This window comes from Actinomyces sp. oral taxon 181, from assembly GCF_018370895.1.
Lineage (GTDB): Bacteria > Actinomycetota > Actinomycetes > Actinomycetales > Actinomycetaceae > Pauljensenia.
Genome location: NZ_JAGYZL010000003.1, coordinates 17,829 through 36,674 on the forward strand (window position 1 = coordinate 17,829; position 18,846 = coordinate 36,674).

At 54.4% G+C, this 18,846-nt stretch carries 20 protein-coding genes; 3 read left to right on the forward strand and 17 right to left on the reverse strand.

The features are described from left to right. The first annotated feature begins 12 nt into the window (after positions 1-12). Genes KHW85_RS01960 through KHW85_RS01970 form a run of 3 tightly spaced genes read left to right on the forward strand, consistent with a single transcriptional unit; the run spans position 13 to position 2,005 of the window. Complete coding sequence (locus KHW85_RS01960) at positions 13-933, forward strand: hypothetical protein (protein WP_291458587.1); 921 nt, start codon at positions 13-15, stop codon at positions 931-933. Beyond that, complete coding sequence (locus KHW85_RS01965) at positions 930-1,712, forward strand: hypothetical protein (protein ID WP_291458589.1); 783 nt, start codon at positions 930-932, stop codon at positions 1,710-1,712. Before KHW85_RS01960 ends, KHW85_RS01965 begins: the two co-directional genes overlap by 4 nt. Positions 1,713-1,720: 8 nt before the next feature. Continuing rightward, positions 1,721-2,005, forward strand: coding sequence for a hypothetical protein (locus KHW85_RS01970; RefSeq protein WP_291458591.1), 285 nt, complete (start codon positions 1,721-1,723; stop codon positions 2,003-2,005). A gap of 76 nt (positions 2,006-2,081) precedes the next feature. On the opposite strand, the gene aspA is transcribed toward KHW85_RS01970, so the two are convergent. From aspA to KHW85_RS02055, 17 genes are all read right to left on the reverse strand, one after another. Continuing rightward, the gene (aspA, locus tag KHW85_RS01975) at positions 2,082-3,494 is read right to left on the reverse strand and encodes an aspartate ammonia-lyase (RefSeq protein WP_291458592.1); all 1,413 of its coding nucleotides are present in this window, start codon (positions 3,492-3,494) and stop codon (positions 2,082-2,084) included. A 65-nt stretch (positions 3,495-3,559) separates the two neighbouring features. After that, positions 3,560-3,910: an acyl carrier protein gene (locus KHW85_RS01980; protein ID WP_291458594.1), complete on the reverse strand. Its 351-nt coding sequence runs from the start codon at positions 3,908-3,910 to the stop codon at positions 3,560-3,562. Between the two features lie 6 nt (positions 3,911-3,916). Next, entirely contained in the window at positions 3,917-4,417 is a 501-nt protein-coding gene (locus KHW85_RS01985; protein ID WP_009748084.1) for a DUF3145 domain-containing protein, read from the reverse strand. Between the two features lie 147 nt (positions 4,418-4,564). Then, positions 4,565-5,056 carry a peptide deformylase gene (gene def / locus KHW85_RS01990; RefSeq protein WP_291458595.1) on the reverse strand — a complete coding sequence of 164 codons (492 nt, stop codon included), beginning with the start codon at positions 5,054-5,056 and terminating at the stop codon, positions 4,565-4,567. Continuing rightward, positions 5,057-6,868 (reverse strand): proline--tRNA ligase, encoded by a 1,812-nt coding sequence (locus tag KHW85_RS01995; protein ID WP_291458596.1) that lies wholly within the window; start codon positions 6,866-6,868, stop codon positions 5,057-5,059. A 66-nt stretch (positions 6,869-6,934) separates the two neighbouring features. Then, entirely contained in the window at positions 6,935-7,444 is a 510-nt protein-coding gene (locus KHW85_RS02000; RefSeq protein WP_291458598.1) for a hypothetical protein, read from the reverse strand. Between the two features lie 79 nt (positions 7,445-7,523). Continuing rightward, on the reverse strand, positions 7,524-8,660 hold the full coding sequence (ispG, locus tag KHW85_RS02005) for a flavodoxin-dependent (E)-4-hydroxy-3-methylbut-2-enyl-diphosphate synthase (protein WP_019127067.1): 1,137 nt from the start codon (positions 8,658-8,660) through the stop codon (positions 7,524-7,526). 111 nt (positions 8,661-8,771) lie between these two features. Next, positions 8,772-10,001 (reverse strand): M50 family metallopeptidase, encoded by a 1,230-nt coding sequence (locus KHW85_RS02010; RefSeq protein ID WP_291458599.1) that lies wholly within the window; start codon positions 9,999-10,001, stop codon positions 8,772-8,774. A 20-nt stretch (positions 10,002-10,021) separates the two neighbouring features. Beyond that, complete coding sequence (dxr, locus tag KHW85_RS02015) at positions 10,022-11,215, reverse strand: 1-deoxy-D-xylulose-5-phosphate reductoisomerase (RefSeq protein WP_291458600.1); 1,194 nt, start codon at positions 11,213-11,215, stop codon at positions 10,022-10,024. A gap of 3 nt (positions 11,216-11,218) precedes the next feature. Continuing rightward, a complete protein-coding gene (locus tag KHW85_RS02020; protein WP_178706266.1) occupies positions 11,219-11,770 on the reverse strand; it encodes a DivIVA domain-containing protein in 552 nt (183 codons plus the stop codon). Beyond that, a complete protein-coding gene (gene rlmN, locus KHW85_RS02025; RefSeq protein WP_291458602.1) occupies positions 11,770-13,008 on the reverse strand; it encodes a 23S rRNA (adenine(2503)-C(2))-methyltransferase RlmN in 1,239 nt (412 codons plus the stop codon). The genes KHW85_RS02020 and rlmN overlap by 1 nt, the downstream gene beginning before the upstream one ends. A gap of 71 nt (positions 13,009-13,079) precedes the next feature. After that, on the reverse strand, positions 13,080-13,976 hold the full coding sequence (locus tag KHW85_RS02030) for a phosphatidate cytidylyltransferase (protein WP_291458603.1): 897 nt from the start codon (positions 13,974-13,976) through the stop codon (positions 13,080-13,082). Next, positions 13,976-14,533, reverse strand: coding sequence for a ribosome recycling factor (gene frr / locus KHW85_RS02035; RefSeq protein WP_291458605.1), 558 nt, complete (start codon positions 14,531-14,533; stop codon positions 13,976-13,978). Before frr ends, KHW85_RS02030 begins: the two co-directional genes overlap by 1 nt. Positions 14,534-14,546: 13 nt before the next feature. After that, the gene (gene pyrH / locus KHW85_RS02040; RefSeq protein ID WP_009748073.1) at positions 14,547-15,266 is read right to left on the reverse strand and encodes a UMP kinase; all 720 of its coding nucleotides are present in this window, start codon (positions 15,264-15,266) and stop codon (positions 14,547-14,549) included. An 80-nt stretch (positions 15,267-15,346) separates the two neighbouring features. Continuing rightward, on the reverse strand, positions 15,347-16,174 hold the full coding sequence (gene tsf, locus KHW85_RS02045) for a translation elongation factor Ts (RefSeq protein WP_178706258.1): 828 nt from the start codon (positions 16,172-16,174) through the stop codon (positions 15,347-15,349). 20 nt (positions 16,175-16,194) lie between these two features. Next, the gene (gene rpsB / locus KHW85_RS02050; protein WP_178706255.1) at positions 16,195-17,031 is read right to left on the reverse strand and encodes a 30S ribosomal protein S2; all 837 of its coding nucleotides are present in this window, start codon (positions 17,029-17,031) and stop codon (positions 16,195-16,197) included. Between the two features lie 894 nt (positions 17,032-17,925). Beyond that, on the reverse strand, positions 17,926-18,837 hold the full coding sequence (locus tag KHW85_RS02055; RefSeq protein ID WP_291458606.1) for a tyrosine recombinase XerC: 912 nt from the start codon (positions 18,835-18,837) through the stop codon (positions 17,926-17,928). Positions 18,838-18,846: the final 9 nt, after the last annotated feature.

Below are 18,846 nucleotides of genomic sequence, written 5' to 3' on the forward strand. Positions count from 1 at the left end.
GCACAGTTAGCAATGAGCAGCGAAGTTGGTAAGGTTCTCCCAGGATTGATTCTCTTTCTCATCGGATTAATTATCTGGTGTTCAGAAACATACAGCGATGCACAAATCGCTGTTTTCTGGAGGGATATGTCCAGTGATTTCTATTCAAAACGAGGAGCGAGCATACGCCGCCTCGCATGGACCTTATTCGCAATTTCCAGCGGCACAGGTATACTTCTAGACAGCGCTGGTGCACCGCACTCACTCGTTCTTATCATTGCTATCCTCGGGCTTCTCTTTCTTCTCATTGCTGTCCTCTATTTCCTTCCGCTCCCGGTCCCTCACTGCATAGACGCGCAGTGGCAGTGGCACAAGCGCCAAGGATTTCTCGATGAAAATCGCCAAATCATCGCTCCTACACCGAGCCAGGTCAATACTTTGACATTCACGTTTGGAGATATCTCAATGTCTTTAACCGCGACAATGGAACTCCCCGACACGTGGAGGGCGTTATCTCTCCCGAATCCGAAAGCGATACTCACTCCACAGATTCCGCCAATAGTTAACGCGACCTCCGCGCACCCCCGCTCCCCGTTAGATGATGCTCTCTTTGTTGCAGTCGGAATTCCGGAAAAAACGACAGGCTTCCGACCGAATTTCATCGTGACCATCGATTTAATGGGGGAAAGCCCGATACCCCTCGATGAAATTATTCCCGGCTGGATGACTATCGAACAGACACGTTTTCCGATCCCAAGTGATGACACACTAATGACTACCGGCCTTTACGTTGACGAAGGACTCTCCTACACAGCGATCCAGTGGACCTGGACTCAGACAGTTAGTAACAGAACTGTCCGCCTCTATGCGACAGCAACCGCAACAACGACTTCAATTAATTCAATCGCTGATCAACTTCCCCGGATGCTAGAGACTTTGCAGGTGATTTCATGAATACTAAAGGTCGCCCCACGATTTCAATTCCGACTTGCCTCACAGAAGCGTTTCGCACTGCGGCTCTCACATCAGAGAATGGCGAAAGAGTATGGGTAGAAGCTGAACAAGCGGCTGGACAGCACGTTGAATCCGTTTTTTCTGCAGGCTGCCTGACCGAGGACGCGGTGAATCTGTTTGCCCCTATCCAGAAGAGCACTCATCCGATCACTATTTATTCGCTCTCACCTCATTACACACCCAGCGTAATACGTCAGCTCTGTATTTTTCAGGCCCCGGTTTCGACAACAGTTTTACGCTCCGTCGGAGAAGAAAGTCATATCTATCTGATCGATACAGAAGAAACCCCCCACGTTTTACTGGCAAACTCCCCGATCTTCACTCGTGAGAACGATTTCGACGCTCCAAGATACATTCAGTCGCAGGCAGTTGACGCACTTAGTAGAGGTGATATCGAAGAAGCCAAAGGACTGCTCGTAGATCGGACGACTCGATATATGAATCCAAGGTTTCACCGGGAAATTGAGGAAGATAACTGGGAATATTCGGCGTGGACTCGATGGAAGCGCGTTGCCAGGCGCTATGAGCCAATTTCCAGCATCGCAACGCTATCAACTCCTTCGGCAAGCTACAAGGTCGCAACCTCACGTGTGCCATCCAGCTACCTCGCTCCGCCCTGCATGGTTCGTAAACAACGTTCAGATCCGGCACGAGTTGGGCTCGAGGGCTACTACCAAACGATGCTCTGGTGCGAGCTCGCCAACTACTTCAACCTCTAGGAGGTAAGGTGTCTCAGGATATCGAATGGCATCCAGAATACGTGGCTCAAGCTGCGAAAAAAGCTGATGACGCCGGAGAAAGCGCGGCAAAAACACGACTCTCATCTATCCCAGCTGCTGGCACCAGCCAGGAGATACTCGATTCATTGATTGGTGAAATGAACAATCTAGCCGATCAGATAGTATTCGCTGCTGCAGGTATATCGCATGCGGTGACAGAGGTAAATCAAGCATTTATCCGCGTTGAAGCAGACAATCAGGATATAGCCAAATCGGCGATTATTTCATCCTGAAATAACCACCAATTTAGGAGCCCACCTGGTTTGGGACGAGAGAGCTAATCTCCCGCTCCCAAACTGAACAAGAAGATCAATCGACCTGTGCGCCTCGGTAATGAGGGTTCGCAAGGTTTTCCGGCGAAAGAATCGCCTCGACCTCTTCATCCGAAAGCAATCCCATCTCTGCAATCACTTCGCGGACGGTCTTCCCCTCTGCAGCAGCGCGCTTACCCACAACATCACCGAGGTGGTGCCCGATCACATCATTGAAGTACGTAACAATACCAATAGAATTCTCAACGTAGGAGCGGCAAACCTGAGCATTTGCCGTGATTCCATTGACGCAGCGCTCACGAAGAGTGTCGCACGCATTCACAAGAAGATCGATGGATTCGAAGGTTGCTTGCGCAATAACAGGCTCCATGACATTCAACTGAAGCTGGCCAGCTTCAGCAGCCATTGTCACAGTTTGGTCATTTCCGATGACCTTAAAGCACACTTGGTTGACGACCTCGGGAATAATCGGATTCACCTTTGCAGGCATGATCGACGAACCTGCAGCCATCTCAGGAAGATTAATTTCATTCAAACCGGCGCGTGGCCCCGAAGCAAGCAAACGAAGATCATTACAGATCTTCGACAGTTTCACGGCTGTGCGCTTAATCGCTGCATGCATGGACACATATGCACCGGTGTCGGAAGTTGCCTCAACCAAATGGGTCGCAGCCTTAACTCGAGAGCCGGTAATGCGACGCAGGTGACGGACAACAACGTCCTGATAACCAGTAGGGGTATTTAGCCCCGTACCGATCGCCGTTGCACCCAAGTTTGTTTCGAGGAGAAGCTCTGCATTCACTTCAAGACGCGGATCTTCCTCACGAAGCGTAACTGCGAAGGCCGACATTTCCTGCCCAAGCGTCATTGGCACCGCATCCTGCAGCTGAGTACGACCCATGGTCAGCACATCACGGAATTCATCGCCCTTGGCTGCGAAGGCATCGGCAAGATCCTCCACAGCCCTGCGAAGCCTCTCGATCTTTCCGTGAAGTGCCAAGCGGAACGCAGTCGGATAGGCATCGTTCGTCGACTGTGAATGATTCACATGGTCATTGGGGTTGATCACGTCATAATCACCGCGAGGAAGCCCCAGCATCTCCAGTGCGCGATTCGCGATGACCTCATTGGCATTCATATTGACGCTGGTACCCGCGCCACCTTGGAATTGATCAATCGGAAATTGATCCATGCAGGTTCCATTAGTCAATATATCGTCACAAGCCGCAACAATAGCCTCTGCGGTCTTAGCGCTGATCACGTGAAGTTCGCGATTTGCCAGAGCACAGGCCTTTTTTACCTGGACGATTGCGCGGATCATCTCAGGAACTTGGTTAATTGTCCGTCCACTGATTTGATAGTTCTCAAGGGCGCGAAGCGTATGGATTCCCCAGTATGCATCATCAGGAACTTCTCGCGTACCCAGCAGATCCTCTTCGATTCGTGCCACCTGTGATTCTCCTTGAGTTGGTGTGGTCGCAGACAATAACACCATTCTAGGTCAGAAGTTTGAGACTACCTCACCAGCTCACCGACACTGCTCGCAATATCTCCAACGGTCACCCATTGGGACACCACGGCATCCGGGATACTGATAGCCAGTTCATGCTCGACGGTTGAAACAGCGGCATACAGAGATAAGGTGTCCAGATCAAGCGCGCTCAATAAGCATGCATCATCGATATTCTCTGGAACTACTGAAGCGTTTGAAACAAGCGCATCCTGTACAACCTGACGCACATGCTTAGCGCGTTCCTCTACAGCCTGCTCACGTGCCCCTTCAATTGCCTCAATGGGCGCAGCTTCAGAGTTCGAGGCTAATGCCTGTCCCAGCGCATCGCCTAAAAGGTCACCGATAGTACCCATAGATCATTAGCCTACGCGGTTGAGCCAGCGAACAGGCGCTCCTGCTCCTGCATGACGGAAGGGCTCCAGCTCATCATCCCACGCCTGGCCCAAAGCCAGATCGAGGCCTTCACGCAGTTCTTCATAGGAACTTGCCTTTTCGATAGCTGCACGCACGCGGTCTTCGGGAACGACGACATTGCCAACGCTGTCCATCTGCGCATGGAAAATGCCCAATGACGGCGTATGCGACCAGCGTCCTGCATCGCAAGAGGGGCTGGCTTCTTCGGTGACCTCGTAGCGCAGGTGCTCCCAGCCGCGTAGTGCCGAGGCCAAGCGGGCTCCCGTACCGGCACTTCCCACCCAGGAGTATTCGCAGCGGAGCATTCCCGGGGCCGCCTCTTGGGGGGTCCACTGAAGGTGAACTTCGCTTCCCAAGGCAGCACCGACAGCCCACTCGATGTGCGGACAAAGAGCGGGCGGCGTTGAGTGTACAAAAAGTACACCGCGGGTATAGGACCCTCGCATTGTGGCCTCCTGTGTTTGAGGATCGTCTTCCCCTACGCCCTCAATCCAATGCCACAGCAAACGGTGTATGTACATACTAACGCAAAACTGCGGCGGATCACGTGGGATCCGCCGCAGTTGCGCAAAGATCAGTTCGACATCTGTCTTTTAATAGTTTGCCTCGCGAATTTCACGCAGAGCGCGTTTACGCGTCTTGCGATCCAGTCGGTCAATATAGAGCATGCCATCAAGGTGATCACACTCATGCTGAATGCAACGAGCCATCAGCTCTTCACCCTCAATAACTACTGGCTTTCCATCCAAGTCAACACCTTCGCAGCGGGCATACCACGCACGCTGCGTGGGGAACCAGAGCTGGGGAACAGACAGACAGCCTTCATCACCGTCCTGATACTCATCCTTGCTGAGCTCAACAATCTTCGGGTTCAGAACGTAGCCGATCTCTCCATCAATGTTGTAGGAGAACGCACGCAGCCCCACACCGATTTGGTTTGCCGCAAGACCTGCACGACCATCCATATCAACAGTCTCAAGCAAGTCTTCGACCAACGCCTTCACCGAAGCATCGATATCAGTAATGGGATCACAGGGGGTTCGAAGGACCGGATCACCGATCACACGGATCTCACGCAGAGCCATTTACTTGCCCTCCCCCATCAGCTCACGATGAAGCTGCTCGATACGCTCAACCGCAGAGTCAAGCGGAACCTCGAAAGATTCACCATTTGCACGCAGACGAATCTCGACCTTTCCTTCTGCCAAACCGCGGCCAATAACAACCGCAATCGGAAGACCGACCAGTTCGGCATCGGCAAACTTCACACCGGCAGATACCTTGCGGCGATCATCAAAGAGGACATCAAAGCCATCACGGTCCAATGCCGATGAGATCGACTCAGCGGCCTCGAAAACCTCGTCCGTCTTACCCGTAGCAAGAACGTGAACATCGAATGGTGCAATATTCGCAGGCCATGCCAGACCACGCTCGTCGCTATTGGATTCAGCAAGTGCGGCTAGGACGCGCGAAACACCAATGCCGTATGAGCCCATGGTGACCACCTGGCTCTTGCCATTTTGGTCGAGAACAGTCAGGCCCAAAGACTTTGCGTACTTGCGGCCAAGCTGGAAGATATGACCAACTTCAATACCGCGTTCCAAGTGAAGCGGACCAGAGCCATCTGGAGCCTGATCGCCCTCGCGGACCTCGGCGGCCTCGATGGTACCGTCGGCGGTAAAATCGCGCCCCATCGTCAGCCAGTACACGTGCTTTCCGGGAGTATTTGCACCAGCGATCCACGTGGTTCCATCAACCACGCGAGGATCAACCAAGAAGCGAATACCACCCACAGGATTACCATCCTCATCAAGGTGGCGAGCAGGTGAATTCGGTCCTGCAGCCATGGGACCGATGTAACCGGGAACCAACTCAGGGTGCTTTGCCAGATCTTCCGGACCGGCCATCTCAACTTCTGCTGGCGCGACCGAAGCCTCGAGACGCTTCATATCGACATCACGATCACCGGGCACACCCAAGAGGACAACCTCACGCTCACCGTCAGGGTGCGTGAGCGTGACAACGAAGCTCTTCAATGTATCCGAGGCTTGCCACGGGCGATCATCACGGGGGTAAAGCTCATTGGAGCGCTCAACCAAGGCCTCGATAGTCGGCGCATTAGGAGTTTCGCGCATCTCAGATTCGGGAATGCCATCGAACGGAAGCGGCTGCGGAGCAGGCGTCACCACGGCCTCGGCGTTGGCGGCGTAGCCTCCTGGAGAGCGCACGAAAGTATCCTCACCGATCGGGCTGGGGTGAAGGAATTCCTCGGAACGAGAACCACCCATGGCACCCGACATAGCGGAAACAATGACGTACTCCAAGCCCAGACGCTTAAAGATGCGCTCGTAGGCATCGCGCTCATTCTGGTAAGCAGCATCCAGACCAGCATCATCAATATCGAAGGAATATGCATCCTTCATGATGAACTCACGGCCGCGGATCAGACCCGCGCGCGGACGGGCTTCATCACGATACTTCGTCTGAATCTGGTAGATCGTCAGAGGCAGGTCCTTGTACGAGGAGTACTGATCCTTCACCAAGAGGGTGAACATCTCCTCGTGGGTAGGAGCCAAGAGGTAGTCCCCGCCCTTACGGTCTTGCAGCTTAAACAGGGTCGGGCCATATTCATCCCAGCGATCGGTCGCCTTGTAGGGCTCTGCAGGAAGAAGTGCAGGAAGGTGGACTTCCTGGGCACCGATACGGTCCATCTCTTCACGAACAATTGCCTCTACCTTGCGCAACAAACGCAGGCCAAGAGGAAGCCACGTGTAGATACCGGGGGCAGTACGACGAATGTAGCCCGCACGGACAAGGAGCTTATGGGAAACAACTTCGGCATCAGCCGGATCTTCGCGCAGCGTGCGCAGGAAGAAAGAGGAAAGAGTTCTTAACACACCTCAATCCTAAAGCACAGCGGGCACAGGCACGAAGCCTGCACCCGCCGTGGACTATTGTTCAGCTCACAAAGCCTCTGCTGCTTCTTTCAAATCACGCAGCATCGACATGGTTGAGTAGGACTCGGCACACACGCCAGCCCAGAGGCGCCAGAGCGGAGTCGACTCGCTAGCCTGGTGGCGCTCACGCAGGTGAAGGCGGGTACGGCCATTGGCCTCGGGAAGAAGAGCAAAAGTGCAAGTACCGGTGTACTCATCCACTTCGTCTTCCCACTCCAAATTGCGTCCCGGGGCGGGAACGCGGATCACCAGGCAATCGCCCTCCTGGCGGATCAGGACACGACCGTCCTCATCCTCTTCAAAAGCAGCATCGATGACTTCCCACACGCGAGTCGGCAGTGCGTCAATCTCTACCGCACGATCAACGACGACATCGGCATTGGGAAGCTCAAGATCACCGGGAAGGGAAACCGAGGCCTCGGAACGAGTCAGTCCAATACGACGCGGAAAACCCGTCGCGTAAATTGCGCCAGCACAGCCCAGGACCCCCAGAGCAGCTACGGTACGAATCTTCATAACAAATCCCCTTTGATCAGGCTGTTACATTCAATGTTCTTATACGGAAGGATACGTGAATTTTTCGCGGTTGGTGCCTTTATCGAATAACCGGAAGAACCTCGACAGATCCTTCACCTTCTTCAAGTCCCATTTCTTCAGCAAGCAGGTTCGCATGCTTAATGAGGGTTGGGACAATGTCATCTTCAGGAACGGTTTCGACGACCTCCCCACGGATGAAGATCTGTCCCTTGCCATTGCCCGAGGCCACACCGAGGTCTGCCTCACGAGCCTCGCCTGGCCCATTCACAACGCAGCCCATGACGGCAACGCGAAGGGGAACAGTCAGATCCTTGAGGCCTTCAGTGACATTTTCTGCCAGCGTCCAGACATCAACCTGCGCACGCCCACAGGACGGACAGGAAACAATCTCGAGGGTCTTCTCACGTAGGCCCATGAATTCCAAGAGCTTCGTACCGACCTTGACCTCTTCAACAGGAGGTGCAGAAAGAGAAACACGGATCGTATCGCCAATACCATCAGCCAAAAGCACACCGAAAGCCGCGCAGGACTTAATGGTTCCCTGAAAGGCCGGCCCGGCCTCGGTCACACCAAGGTGAAGCGGCCAATCGCCCTTTTCAGAGAGCAAACGGTAGGCCTGAATCATGGTCAAAACATCGTGGTGCTTAACCGAAATCTTGAAATCATGGAAGTCGTTCTCTTCAAAGAGCGATGCTTCCCAGACCGCTGATTCAACAAGTGCTTCGGGGGTCGCACGACCGTACTTCTTAAGAAGACGCGGATCCAAAGAACCCGCATTCACACCAATACGTAGCGAGGTTCCATGATCGGAAGCAGCGCGGCAAATTTCCTTGACCTGATCATCGAACTTACGAATATTTCCGGGGTTCACACGAACCGCACCGCAACCGGCCTCAATCGCTGCAAAAACATACTTCGGGTTGAAGTGAATATCAGCAATAACGGGAATACGCGATTGCTTAACAATAATCGGCAGCGCTTCAGCATCCTTATCGGTCGGGCAGGCGACACGAACAATGTCACAGCCCGCAGCGGTGAGCTCTGCAATCTGCTGCAGCGTTGCGCCGATATCGTGGGTCTTCGTTGTGGTCATCGACTGAACAGAAACGGGAGCACCCCCGCCAACAGGCACATCCCCCACCATGATTTGACGAGTCTTGCGGCGCGGAAAAGGAGCTTCGTGGACGCTGGGCATCCCTAAGTTAATTTCAGTCACCTTGTCATTATCTCCCACTTGTATGCAGCTGGCACCCGGGCCAACCAGACGCTGATGAAACCGATGAAAGCTCGCAATGCTGTGAGCAGCCTATTGCAGGCTGATTGGAACGACAATATCTGCAATCATCAGCAGAACCGTCATCGCTACCAAGATGGTGCCCATCGCGTATGTCAGTGGCATGAGCCGCGCAGTATCGACCGGTGGCGGCACGTTCCTTCCACGTACCCGAGCAAGGCCTCGCCGAATCCATTCATAGATTGCCGGAACGATATGTCCTCCATCGAGCGGCGGGAAAGGAAGAAGATTAAACACAAAGAGCGCCATGTTGAGAGAAGCCAGAATCGACAGTAATAGCGCCGCCGATCGCATCCAGCCACCGCTACTTGCCGTGACATCAGACGACGTTGCATCTGCAGCAATCCTGCCGATACCGACAACCGACATGACGCCACCCGAATCACGGGGTGCACCCGTAAAAATCGAACGGCCAACATCCCACAGGGCAATTGGTAGGCGGGCAACAACGCTCACTGTGCCGGTAAAGGTCTCCCCTACGGCGGAGGCGACAGTTCCTACGCCGGCGGCTTGATATTCAGTCCCCGCAATGACACCAATGCTGACGCTATCTCCCGATCGCAACGGATCAACTTTCACATGGAAAAGTTGGCCATTTCGCAGGTAGTCAATATCGATACTGCCCTGTGAGCCTGCAATGCTTTGACGCATCTGCTCCCACGAGGTCACGGCGCTACCGTTGACTCCCGTGATCGTATCCCCCGCTCGAATACCTGCGGCGTACGCCGGCGCATCGATAGTGGCCCCCTGGGTAGTCAACTGCTGGGGAACCTCGCTCAGGGTCAAAGAGGCTTTGGGAATTCCAATCCCAACCAGAGCAATCGATAGGAAGAGAATCGAAAGGAACAGATTGACCAGAGGACCACTGATCATGACGATGATCTTCTGTGCGGGATGAAGAAGATAAAATGCGCGAGAGCTGTAGCCTTCCGGAATTTCTTCTATACTGGCCTCGCGAGCTTCCTGTGCAAGGGTCGGTTTCCCGCGTCGATTCGTCGTTTTCACCCCGTCGCGAGCCGGTGCAAACATCCCTACCAACCGGACGTAGCCACCCAAAAGAATCGCTCGAAGAGAATAGGTTGTCTCCCCTTTTTTGACGCCAAAAATCTGAGGTCCAAAACCGACAGCAAACTCAGGAACGTAAACGCCAAATTTTTTTGCAGGAATCATATGGCCGCATTCGTGAAGTGCGACAGAGATCAACAACCCCACGACGATGACGAGAACACCAATAATTCCCACGAAAAACCTTTTCTTTCCTCTCACATAATGCGAGAACGAGCAGAAGCTTTGGCCCACTCTTGGGCGCCAAGAATATCGTCCAGCGTAGGCTCATCGATGCCTTGGTGCTCGGCCAGAACCTCCTCAAGAAGATCCACGATCGACAGATACGCAAGCTCTCCGCGTAGAAATGCCTCAACGAAAACTTCGTTTGCAGCGTTGTACACAGCCGGATGGGTCGGAGATTCACTAACAGCCGCTCGTGCCAGATTGATTGCTGGGAATGTTTGGGAATCAACCGGCTCAAAAGTCCATTCTTGTCGCTGAAGGAAATCCACCGGTTTTTCGATATCTGGAAGCCGCTTGGGCCATGTCAATCCCAATGCGATAGGAAGCTTCATATCGGGGGGTGAGGCTTGCGCAATCGTCGCCCCGTCCTTCCAAGTCACCATCGAGTGGACGATGGACTGAGGATGAACGACTGGGACAATATCCGAGGCCGGAACATCGAACAGAAGATGTGCCTCGATGAGTTCTAGGCCTTTATTAACCAGAGTGGATGAGTTAATGGTGACAACGGGTCCCATATTCCACGTTGGGTGCGCCAGCGCCTGCTGCGGGGTTACTTCCGCCAGATCAGCACGTTTCTTCCCCCTAAAAGGCCCTCCCGAGGCCGTGAGCACCAATTGCGCAAGCTCGCTCTTGCCGGTGACTCGCTGTGCGGTCAAGCCTTTTTCGTGAACTCCACTGGCGAGACACTGGGCAATGGCCGAGTGTTCTGAATCGACAGGGACAATTTGCCCATCACGCTTCATTGCACGCCGGACTAGAGGCCCACCAACAACCAGAGATTCTTTATTTGCCAAGGCAAGAGTCGATCCGGCCTCGAGGGCAGTAAGGGTGGGACCAAGTCCGACACCGCCGGTAATACCGTTGAGGACGACTGCGCGAGGGAAGGACCCCGCAATTTGTGATGAAGCATCCGGTCCGACCAAAATCTCTGGAATTTCACCAGCGGCCGCAGCAATCAGGCGCTCAAGCCTGTGCGCATCACCATCGTGGATTCCAACGACCCGAGGTCGATAACGAACGCATTGTTCTGCCAAAAGCTCAAGAGAACGGCCGCCAGCGCTCAGGGCAACAACTTCGAAATTTTCGTGGTGCTGGTCAATAACCTCAAGCGCCTGTGTACCAATTGATCCCGTAGAACCAAGAAGAACAACCTGTGTACTCATGTGTCAGTTGACTGAAAGAAGGATTTCAACGGCGCGCCCTAGATAGGCATCGACCGGACCCATTGCATAGGCCTTTTTACCACGCGCGGACTTGAAAAGCGTATGCCGCACATCGTCAGCAGCCAGATCCTCACGATCATCAAAGAAAGCTGCAATCTGATCCAAAAGGTCATCGACCTGCTCAGCGTTGTAGCCAATTCCCGAACGAGGGTGCGAAAAACGCTGTCCATAGGGGCGGAGCAGACGCGGATACAGTGTCGTCGCACGATCGGCTACTTTTTCGTACCAAGCGCCTTCGCCATTAACAGCGATATGGTCGGCGCGGTCACGCTGAACAAAAGCAGCTTCAAGTCGACTCATTGCCGCATCTACCGCTTGGGTGTCATAGCCATTACGTTGCCTTGGGAAGGACGCTTGACGAACCTGTTCAGCACTGAACTGTTCAGCCGGAAGCCCTCCTTCGTATGCATGACGAGCATCGATGAAGAACTCATCTACGGCATCCCTACCGTAACCGCGCCGGAAGATTCCCGTAGTCGGGAAAGCGTCGCCCATCACTTCTCCTCTTCGTATGCACTATTCTCACGTGCACTCTGACGTGCACGCTCACGGTTATTAACAGCCGTTGCGAGCTGGCCGCAAGCCCCGTCGATATCGGAACCACGTGTGTCTCGAATCGTTGTCGAGATTCCATTGTCTCGCAGCGTCTTCACAAATGCATCCTGCGCCCGACGGGTGGATGCGGTCCAGATCGAACCAGGGGTGGGATTCAAAGGAATGGGATTGACGTGTGCCCATCCCCTGCCTCTCTTGTTGAGCTCATCTGCCAGCAACTGAGCACGCCAAACCTGATCGTTCATGTCTTTAATCAGCGCGTATTCGATAGAAATACGCCGACCAGTAGCTACAAAGTACCTACGTGCCGCATCCAGAAGCTCTCCCACTTTCCATCTGGAGTTAATGGGGATGAGCTCATCACGAAGATCATCATCCGGGGTGTGCAGTGAGACCGCAAGAGTCACCGGCAGACCTTCTTGAGAGAGACGATCAATTGCGGGAACCAAACCGACCGTTGAAACCGTCACGTTCCGTGCAGACATCCCAAAACCGGCAGGTGCGGGATCGATGATGCGGTGAAGGGCTGCGACTACTGCCTTGTAGTTCGCTAAAGGCTCCCCCATTCCCATGAAGACCACATTTGACAGGTGTGTTGGCGAGCCCCCAACCTGCCCTTCTTCACATGCCTGGTGAGCAGCGCGCACTTGGTCAATAATCTCAGCGGTTGAGAGATTTCGGGTGAGTCCCATCTGACCTGTAGCGCAGAAAGGACAGCCCATACCGCATCCAGCTTGGGAAGAGATGCAAAGCGTCGTACGGTCGGTGTAACGCATCAAAACAGATTCAACACGGGCGCCATCATAAAGCTCCCATAGGTGTTTGAGTGTTTCTCCGCCATCAGCTTCCAGAACAGCAACTTCACGAACGAGAGAGGGAAGGAGAGTCGATGCAATAAGATCGTGGGCGCTCTTTGGCATGTCCGTCATCAAGGCAGGATCGCTGACATGACGCTCAAAGTAGTGGCGCGACAACTGATCAGCGCGGAAGGAAGGAAGTCCGGCCTCGGACACAAACTCCTTGCGGTCCTTCTGATCGAAATCTGCAAGGTGGCGAGGAGCCTTACCGCGCCGACGCGCTGTAAAAGTAACTCGAGGCTTCGCATCAGGCGAGGTCGCACCCTCAGGTAACTGGTCTGTCGGGCGAACTTCTCGTCTTACTCGATTGCTTGTGCTCATTCGTTGCTCCTCCTCTCCCCGTGCATAGCCTAGTCGCATGCACCCTCAAGTGCTTTCATTCAGATGCGAACTTAACGCAAAGCGAAAATAAAGATCACATAGAAAACCGGGGCGGTCATCAGCAGTGAATCGATACGATCAAGCACACCACCGTGCCCGGGGATCAATCCCGACATATCTTTGAGCCCAACCTCACGCTTAATTAAAGATTCGGTAAGGTCCCCGATCGTCGCACACACACAGCCACAGACACCGGCAATAACACCCCACCACCACGTTGCGCCCAGCAGCATAAATCCGCCGATTCCCGTGAGGATGCAAAAAAGCAAAGAGCCGATAAAGCCTTCCCATGACTTCTTCGGAGACAGTCGCGGTGCCATGGGGTGTTTACCAAACATAATTCCCGCAAGCCATCCACCGATGTCATTAAAGGCGGTGATAAGGACATAAACACCGATCACCGCGGGCGAGCGAAAATCTCGCAGCAAGAGGACAACAAAGCAGGCCAAGAAAGGAACGTAAACGGCACTGAAGACACTCGCAATGATGTCAGTGATTCTGGAAGGAGTCGGCGCATCAACCAGTCTCCATGCGACGACAGCAAAAACCGTCAAGTACAGCGCCATTGTGACGGCCTCGGGGCCCAAGAACCACGCGCACACCATCATCCCAATTGCGCCAAGATACAGCGGCGCCATGGCAAGACGTGTGCCCACGCGAGCAAAGGCTCCACCCAACTCCCATAAACCGAGGAGGGCAATGCAGCATACAAAGGCGACAAAAATACCTTGAACAACAAGCAGTGAAGCGACAAGAAGAGCAATCAGCACGACAGCGGAAGAAATGGCTGCCGGAAGGTTCCGACCCGCACGCCCGGTGGGTGCAAGTGGCTGAGTGTTTTCGCGCGGCTCCGGAGAGAAGACGCGCGAAAACACTGAGGGACGCGGTTGATGGGATGAAGCCGACATCAGATTGTCAGGAGTTCGCTTTCCTTCGTAGCCAAGAGCTTGTCGATCAGCTCAACTCGCGCCTTCGTTACGGATTCGAGAGCCTTCTCTGCGCGTTCGACCTCATCTTCACCTGCGTCGCCGTCCTTCTTCAGGCGATCAAGAGCTTCCTTGGCCTTACGACGGATAGAACGAACAGAAACGCGAGCGTCTTCGGCTTTGTTCTTAGCCTGCTTCACGTATTCCTTACGGCGTTCTTCAGTCAGCGCAGGCAGAACCACACGGACAACATTGCCATCATCGGTCGGGTTGACGCCCAGATCCGACTCGCGCAGGGTCTTAATGATTTCTTGAGTCGCGGTGCGGTCGAAAGGAGAAATCAGAACCGTGCGGGCCTCGGGAATCTGGAAAGAAGCAAGTTGCTGCATGGGAGTCGGGGCACCGTAGTAGTCCACCAAGAGCTGTTCAAACATGCCGGCATTTGCGCGGCCAGTACGGATATTTCCAAACTCGTGGCGGGCAGCCTCGACCGTCTTATCCATCTTGTCTTCTGCTTCGAGCAGGATGTCATCAATCACGGAAGTGTTCCTTTCAGTGTGATTCGCTGAGCACAAGCGTACCGATTTTTTCGCCTCGTAGCGCTGCAGTAACGTTACCAGCTTCGGACATGCCGAAAACGCGCATTGTGAGACCGTTTTCCTGCCCAAGAGCAAACGCTGCCGCATCGACAACTTTCAGGCCCCGACTCAAGGCATCTTGGTAGGTGACAAAGTCAAGTTTCTTCGCATCGGGGTTAATGCGGGGATCGTCATCATAGACGCCGTCCACGCCATTCTTTGCGACAAGCAGTTCATCGCAATGAGTTTCCAAGGCTCGCTGCGCAGAGACAGTATCGGTGGAGAAATATGGAAGGCCCGCACCAGCACCGAAAAGAACAACACGGCCTTTCTCCAAGTGACGGATTGCGCGCAGAGGAATGTAAGGTTCCGCGACCTGCTGCATGGCAATCGCGCTCTGAACACGCGCCGGAACACCGGATTGCTCAATAAAGTCTTGAAGCGCCAGGGCATTCATGACGGTTCCGAGCATTCCCATGTAGTCTGCGCGGGAGCGGTCAAGCCCCTGCCGAGAGAGCTCAGCACCACGGAAAAAGTTACCGCCACCAACGACGACTGCAACCTGGATCCCAGCGTGAACGGCATCTGCAATCTGTTCTGCGATTGAGCGGACTACCGTGGGATCGAGACCGACGGAACCTCCGCCGAAAGCCTCACCTGAGAGTTTGAGCAGGACACGACGAGCAGCTGGCATGAATTCTTCTCCTTTGAATATGTGCTGAGTCGAAAGAGATAGGGCGATGGCCCCGCCAGAAGCGGGGCCATCACACGAAATCAGGCGCCGACGTGGACGCGCACGAACTGGGTGACCTTTGCACCAGCCTCGCGCAGGACCTGTCCGACGGACTTTGAAGGATCGCGAGCAAATGCCTGATCGACCAGGCAGTTGTCCTTGAAGAATGCCTCAAGACGTCCCTGAACGATCTTGGGGACGATCTTCTCGGGCTTGCCTTCCTCGAGGGTGATCTTCTCGAGGGTGGCGCGTTCCTTTTCCAAGATATCGGCCGGGACCGAGTCGCGGTCAAGGTAAGCGGGCATGTAGGCAGCGACGTGCATCGCGATATCGTGTGCAACGCCTGCTCCAGCTGCGTCGGTGACGACGAAGACGCCAACCTGCGGGGGCAGGTCGGGGCTGGTCTGGTGCAGGTAGAGATCAACGTTCTCGCCCTCAACACGAATCACGCGACGGATCTCGAGCTTTTCGCCGATAACTGCGGCCATTGCATCAAGCTGCTCCTTAACGGTGGAGTCAGCCATGGGGGCTGCAAGCAGCGAGTCGACATCAGAAGCACCAGAAGCGACTGCAGCTTCGAGTACTGACTTAGCGAAGTCAATGAACTTCTGGTTCTTTGCGACGAAGTCGGTCTCGGAGTTGACCTCAACCATAACACCCACGCCATCTTGAACCGAAGCGGCAAGCAGGCCTGCAGATGCCTGACGACCTTCACGCTTGGACAGCGACTTGAGGCCCTTGAGGCGAATGATCTCGAGAGCCTTCTCGGCATCGCCATCGGCTTCCTGGAGAGCCTTCTTGACGTCCATCATGCCTGCGCCGGTCTTCTCGCGCAGAGCCTTCACATCAGCGGCAGTGAAATTAGCCATTACTGAATTCCTTTCTCAGCTCAGTCCTGTGCAGGCTTTTCGGACTCTTCGACAACGGCTTCTGCTGCGGACTCGTCAGCCGCAACTTCACCTTCGAGGAGCTCGCGCTCCCACTCAGCCAGAGGCTCAACTGCAGAGGAATCCTCAGAAGCATTCTTACGGCCGGCGCTGCGTGCAAGCAGGCCTTCAGCAACTGCGTCTGCAATCACGCGGGTCAGCAGTGCAACCGCGCGAATCGCGTCGTCGTTGCCGGGAATGCGGTAGTCGACCTCGTCCGGATCAGCATTGGTGTCCAGGATGGCAACGATCGGGATGTTGAGCTTGCGAGCTTCAGAAACAGCGAGGTGTTCCTTCTTGGGGTCAACGATCCACACTGCGGAAGGAACCTTGGCCATATCGCGGATACCGCCGAGGGTGCGAGCGAGCTTGTCCTTCTCGCGACGCATCATAAGCAGTTCCTTCTTGGTGCGACCGGAAGAGGCAACATCATCGAAGTCGATCTGCTCAAGTTCCTTCAGACGCTGGAGGCGCTTGGAAACGGTGGAGAAGTTGGTGAGCATACCACCGAGCCAGCGGTGGTTCACATAGGGCATGCCAACGCGCTGTGCCTGCTCGGCGACAGCTTCCTGTGCCTGCTTCTTGGTGCCGACGAAGAGGATGGTTCCGCCGTGTGCAACGGTTTCCTTGACGAAGTCGAAGGCGATATCGATATCGGCAATGGTCTGCTCGAGGTCGATGATGTAGATGCCGTTACGCTCGGTCAGGATGAAGCGCTTCATCTTCGGGTTCCAACGACGGGTCTGGTGCCCGAAGTGAACGCCAGATTCCAGAAGCTGGCGCATGGTGACGATTGCCATTGCATCGTCCTTTCCCCGCTGAGCGGGATCATGGGGTTTCCCCCGGTTTTCTCGGTTAATGTGCCTTTCGGCCCTGGTGCCATGACGTTGCGACCCATTGGACCGTGACGCAACTGCCCCGGCACTTTCACTTCCGTGAGGTGCTCGGAAAATGGCACGCGAAGTCATCCGCATAGCGAATGCTGTTCAATCCTACCGTATTCGTCACGGAGATTCGGCCTTCAGAAGGTGTGCAATGACGAAATTGAGCTTGTGATTGCTCACTTTTTATCCACAGGTCGTACGTCCTCTCCGTGTTTTCCACAGGTTCAAGCATGCTCATGCATACAGATGACTTTTAGAGAGATCGTGGACTATGGCGACATTTCCTGATCTTCGCAAGATGCTGACACACATAGGGCTGGTGGCATTCGTCGTTTTCGGATTTCTAGTCCAACCAACATATGGTGCCTCTCCGCACGATTCCACTTCGCAGTGGCACCAGCCTTTCAGAGGCGGCTTCACCCTGGTTAAAGCTTTTAACCCACCGGATAAGACCTGGCTCAGTGGATCTCGGGGAGTATGGCTCAACCTCCATAATCCACAAGGAACAATCGAATCACCATGCGACGGCAGGGTGATCTACGGTGCCGAGCTCGCTGGTCGAAAGGTTCTTTCAATTGACTGCGGCGGGATCCATTCGACTTTCGAACCGGTGGTTACCACGCTGCACACCGGCCAAAGCGTGAGGCGCGGAGAGCAAATTGCGTCAGTTCTTCCCTTAGGGAGCGAATGGACAAGCACATCTATTCGAGAGGGAGAGATTCACTGGGGCGCGAAAGTCTCACGCACTCGATATATCAACCCATTGCGAATGCTCACTGGGCACCCACGGCTTAAAACCCTTTGAACACACTAGGCACGAGGGTGCGCTTGCCGATAAATCGCACTCAGACGCTGGGCATCAACATGCGTATACCTCTGTGTCGTCTGAAGCGAGGAATGTCCAAGCATTTCTTGCACCGCCCGAAGATCGGCTCCCCCAGCCAAAATATGCGTTGCCGCGGTATGCCGAAGGGCGTGAGGTGCAATATCTCGAACCCCGGCACGTGCGCACATGCGGTGGAGCATTCCTCGGATTACGCGCGGATCGATGCGTTTACCTTTGTCTCCGACAAAGAGCGCCTTCCCCGCTTCTGGATGGGAAAGCTCTTGCCTTGGCCCATTGAGCCAACGCTGAAGGGCGTTGAGACAAGTTCGAGTAAACGGAACAATGCGTTCCTTGTTTCCTTTACCGATCACGCGAAGGGTCATTCCCTGTTGATCAACCGAAGTCGTATCCAAGGAGCAGACTTCGCTCACACGTATTCCAGTTGCGTAAATGGTCTCCAGAATCGCCCAATCTCGTACTGTTGCCGGCGAGGGATCATCAGTGGCTTGGCGCGCAGCACATGCAAGGAGGCGTTCAGTGTCAGAAACTGTTTGGACCTGAGGAAGCTTCTGATCACCGCGAGCGCTGGTCACGAGCAGTCCAGGATCAGTTGTGAGATAACCCCGACGGTGCGCCCACGCCGTGAATGAGCGTATCGAGGCAGTCTTGCGTGACACAGTTGACCGTGAATTCCCCTTGCGAAGTTCATCTGCAAGCCACATACGAATTGCGCGCAAGGTAACAACATCATTGACGTTTTCTGCTGTGATCTCTTCAGTACCGGAATCTTGAAGAAATGAGTGCAAGTCTGCGGTATAGGCACGCAAGGTATGCGGAGAAACTGCAACATTAGCGCGCAGGTAGGTCTCCCACGCCTCCAGCAGTCTTTCCTCCATACCGTGCAG

Bases quoted from the DNA above. Each gene is read 5' to 3' on its own strand.
- tsf (WP_178706258.1), bottom strand. From the start codon at position 16,174: ATGGCTAATTTCACTGCCGCTGATGTGAAGGCTCTGCGCGAGAAGACC.
- KHW85_RS02020 (WP_178706266.1), bottom strand. From the start codon at position 11,770: ATGGGCGACGCTTTCCCGACTACGGGAATCTTCCGGCGCGGTTACGGT.
- KHW85_RS02030 (WP_291458603.1), bottom strand. From the start codon at position 13,976: ATGTCGGCTTCATCCCATCAACCGCGTCCCTCAGTGTTTTCGCGCGTC.
- KHW85_RS01965 (WP_291458589.1), top strand. From the start codon at position 930: ATGAATACTAAAGGTCGCCCCACGATTTCAATTCCGACTTGCCTCACA.
- ispG (WP_019127067.1), bottom strand. From the start codon at position 8,660: ATGCCCAGCGTCCACGAAGCTCCTTTTCCGCGCCGCAAGACTCGTCAA.
- rpsB (WP_178706255.1), bottom strand. From the start codon at position 17,031: ATGGCAATCGTCACCATGCGCCAGCTTCTGGAATCTGGCGTTCACTTC.
- def (WP_291458595.1), bottom strand. From the start codon at position 5,056: ATGGCTCTGCGTGAGATCCGTGTGATCGGTGATCCGGTCCTTCGAACC.
- KHW85_RS01985 (WP_009748084.1), bottom strand. From the start codon at position 4,417: ATGCGAGGGTCCTATACCCGCGGTGTACTTTTTGTACACTCAACGCCG.
- pyrH (WP_009748073.1), bottom strand. From the start codon at position 15,266: ATGCCAGCTGCTCGTCGTGTCCTGCTCAAACTCTCAGGTGAGGCTTTC.
- KHW85_RS02055 (WP_291458606.1), bottom strand. From the start codon at position 18,837: ATGGAGGAAAGACTGCTGGAGGCGTGGGAGACCTACCTGCGCGCTAAT.
- dxr (WP_291458600.1), bottom strand. From the start codon at position 11,215: ATGAGTACACAGGTTGTTCTTCTTGGTTCTACGGGATCAATTGGTACA.
- KHW85_RS02000 (WP_291458598.1), bottom strand. From the start codon at position 7,444: ATGAAGATTCGTACCGTAGCTGCTCTGGGGGTCCTGGGCTGTGCTGGC.
- KHW85_RS01980 (WP_291458594.1), bottom strand. From the start codon at position 3,910: ATGGGTACTATCGGTGACCTTTTAGGCGATGCGCTGGGACAGGCATTA.
- KHW85_RS01960 (WP_291458587.1), top strand. From the start codon at position 13: ATGAGCAGCGAAGTTGGTAAGGTTCTCCCAGGATTGATTCTCTTTCTC.
- rlmN (WP_291458602.1), bottom strand. From the start codon at position 13,008: ATGAGCACAAGCAATCGAGTAAGACGAGAAGTTCGCCCGACAGACCAG.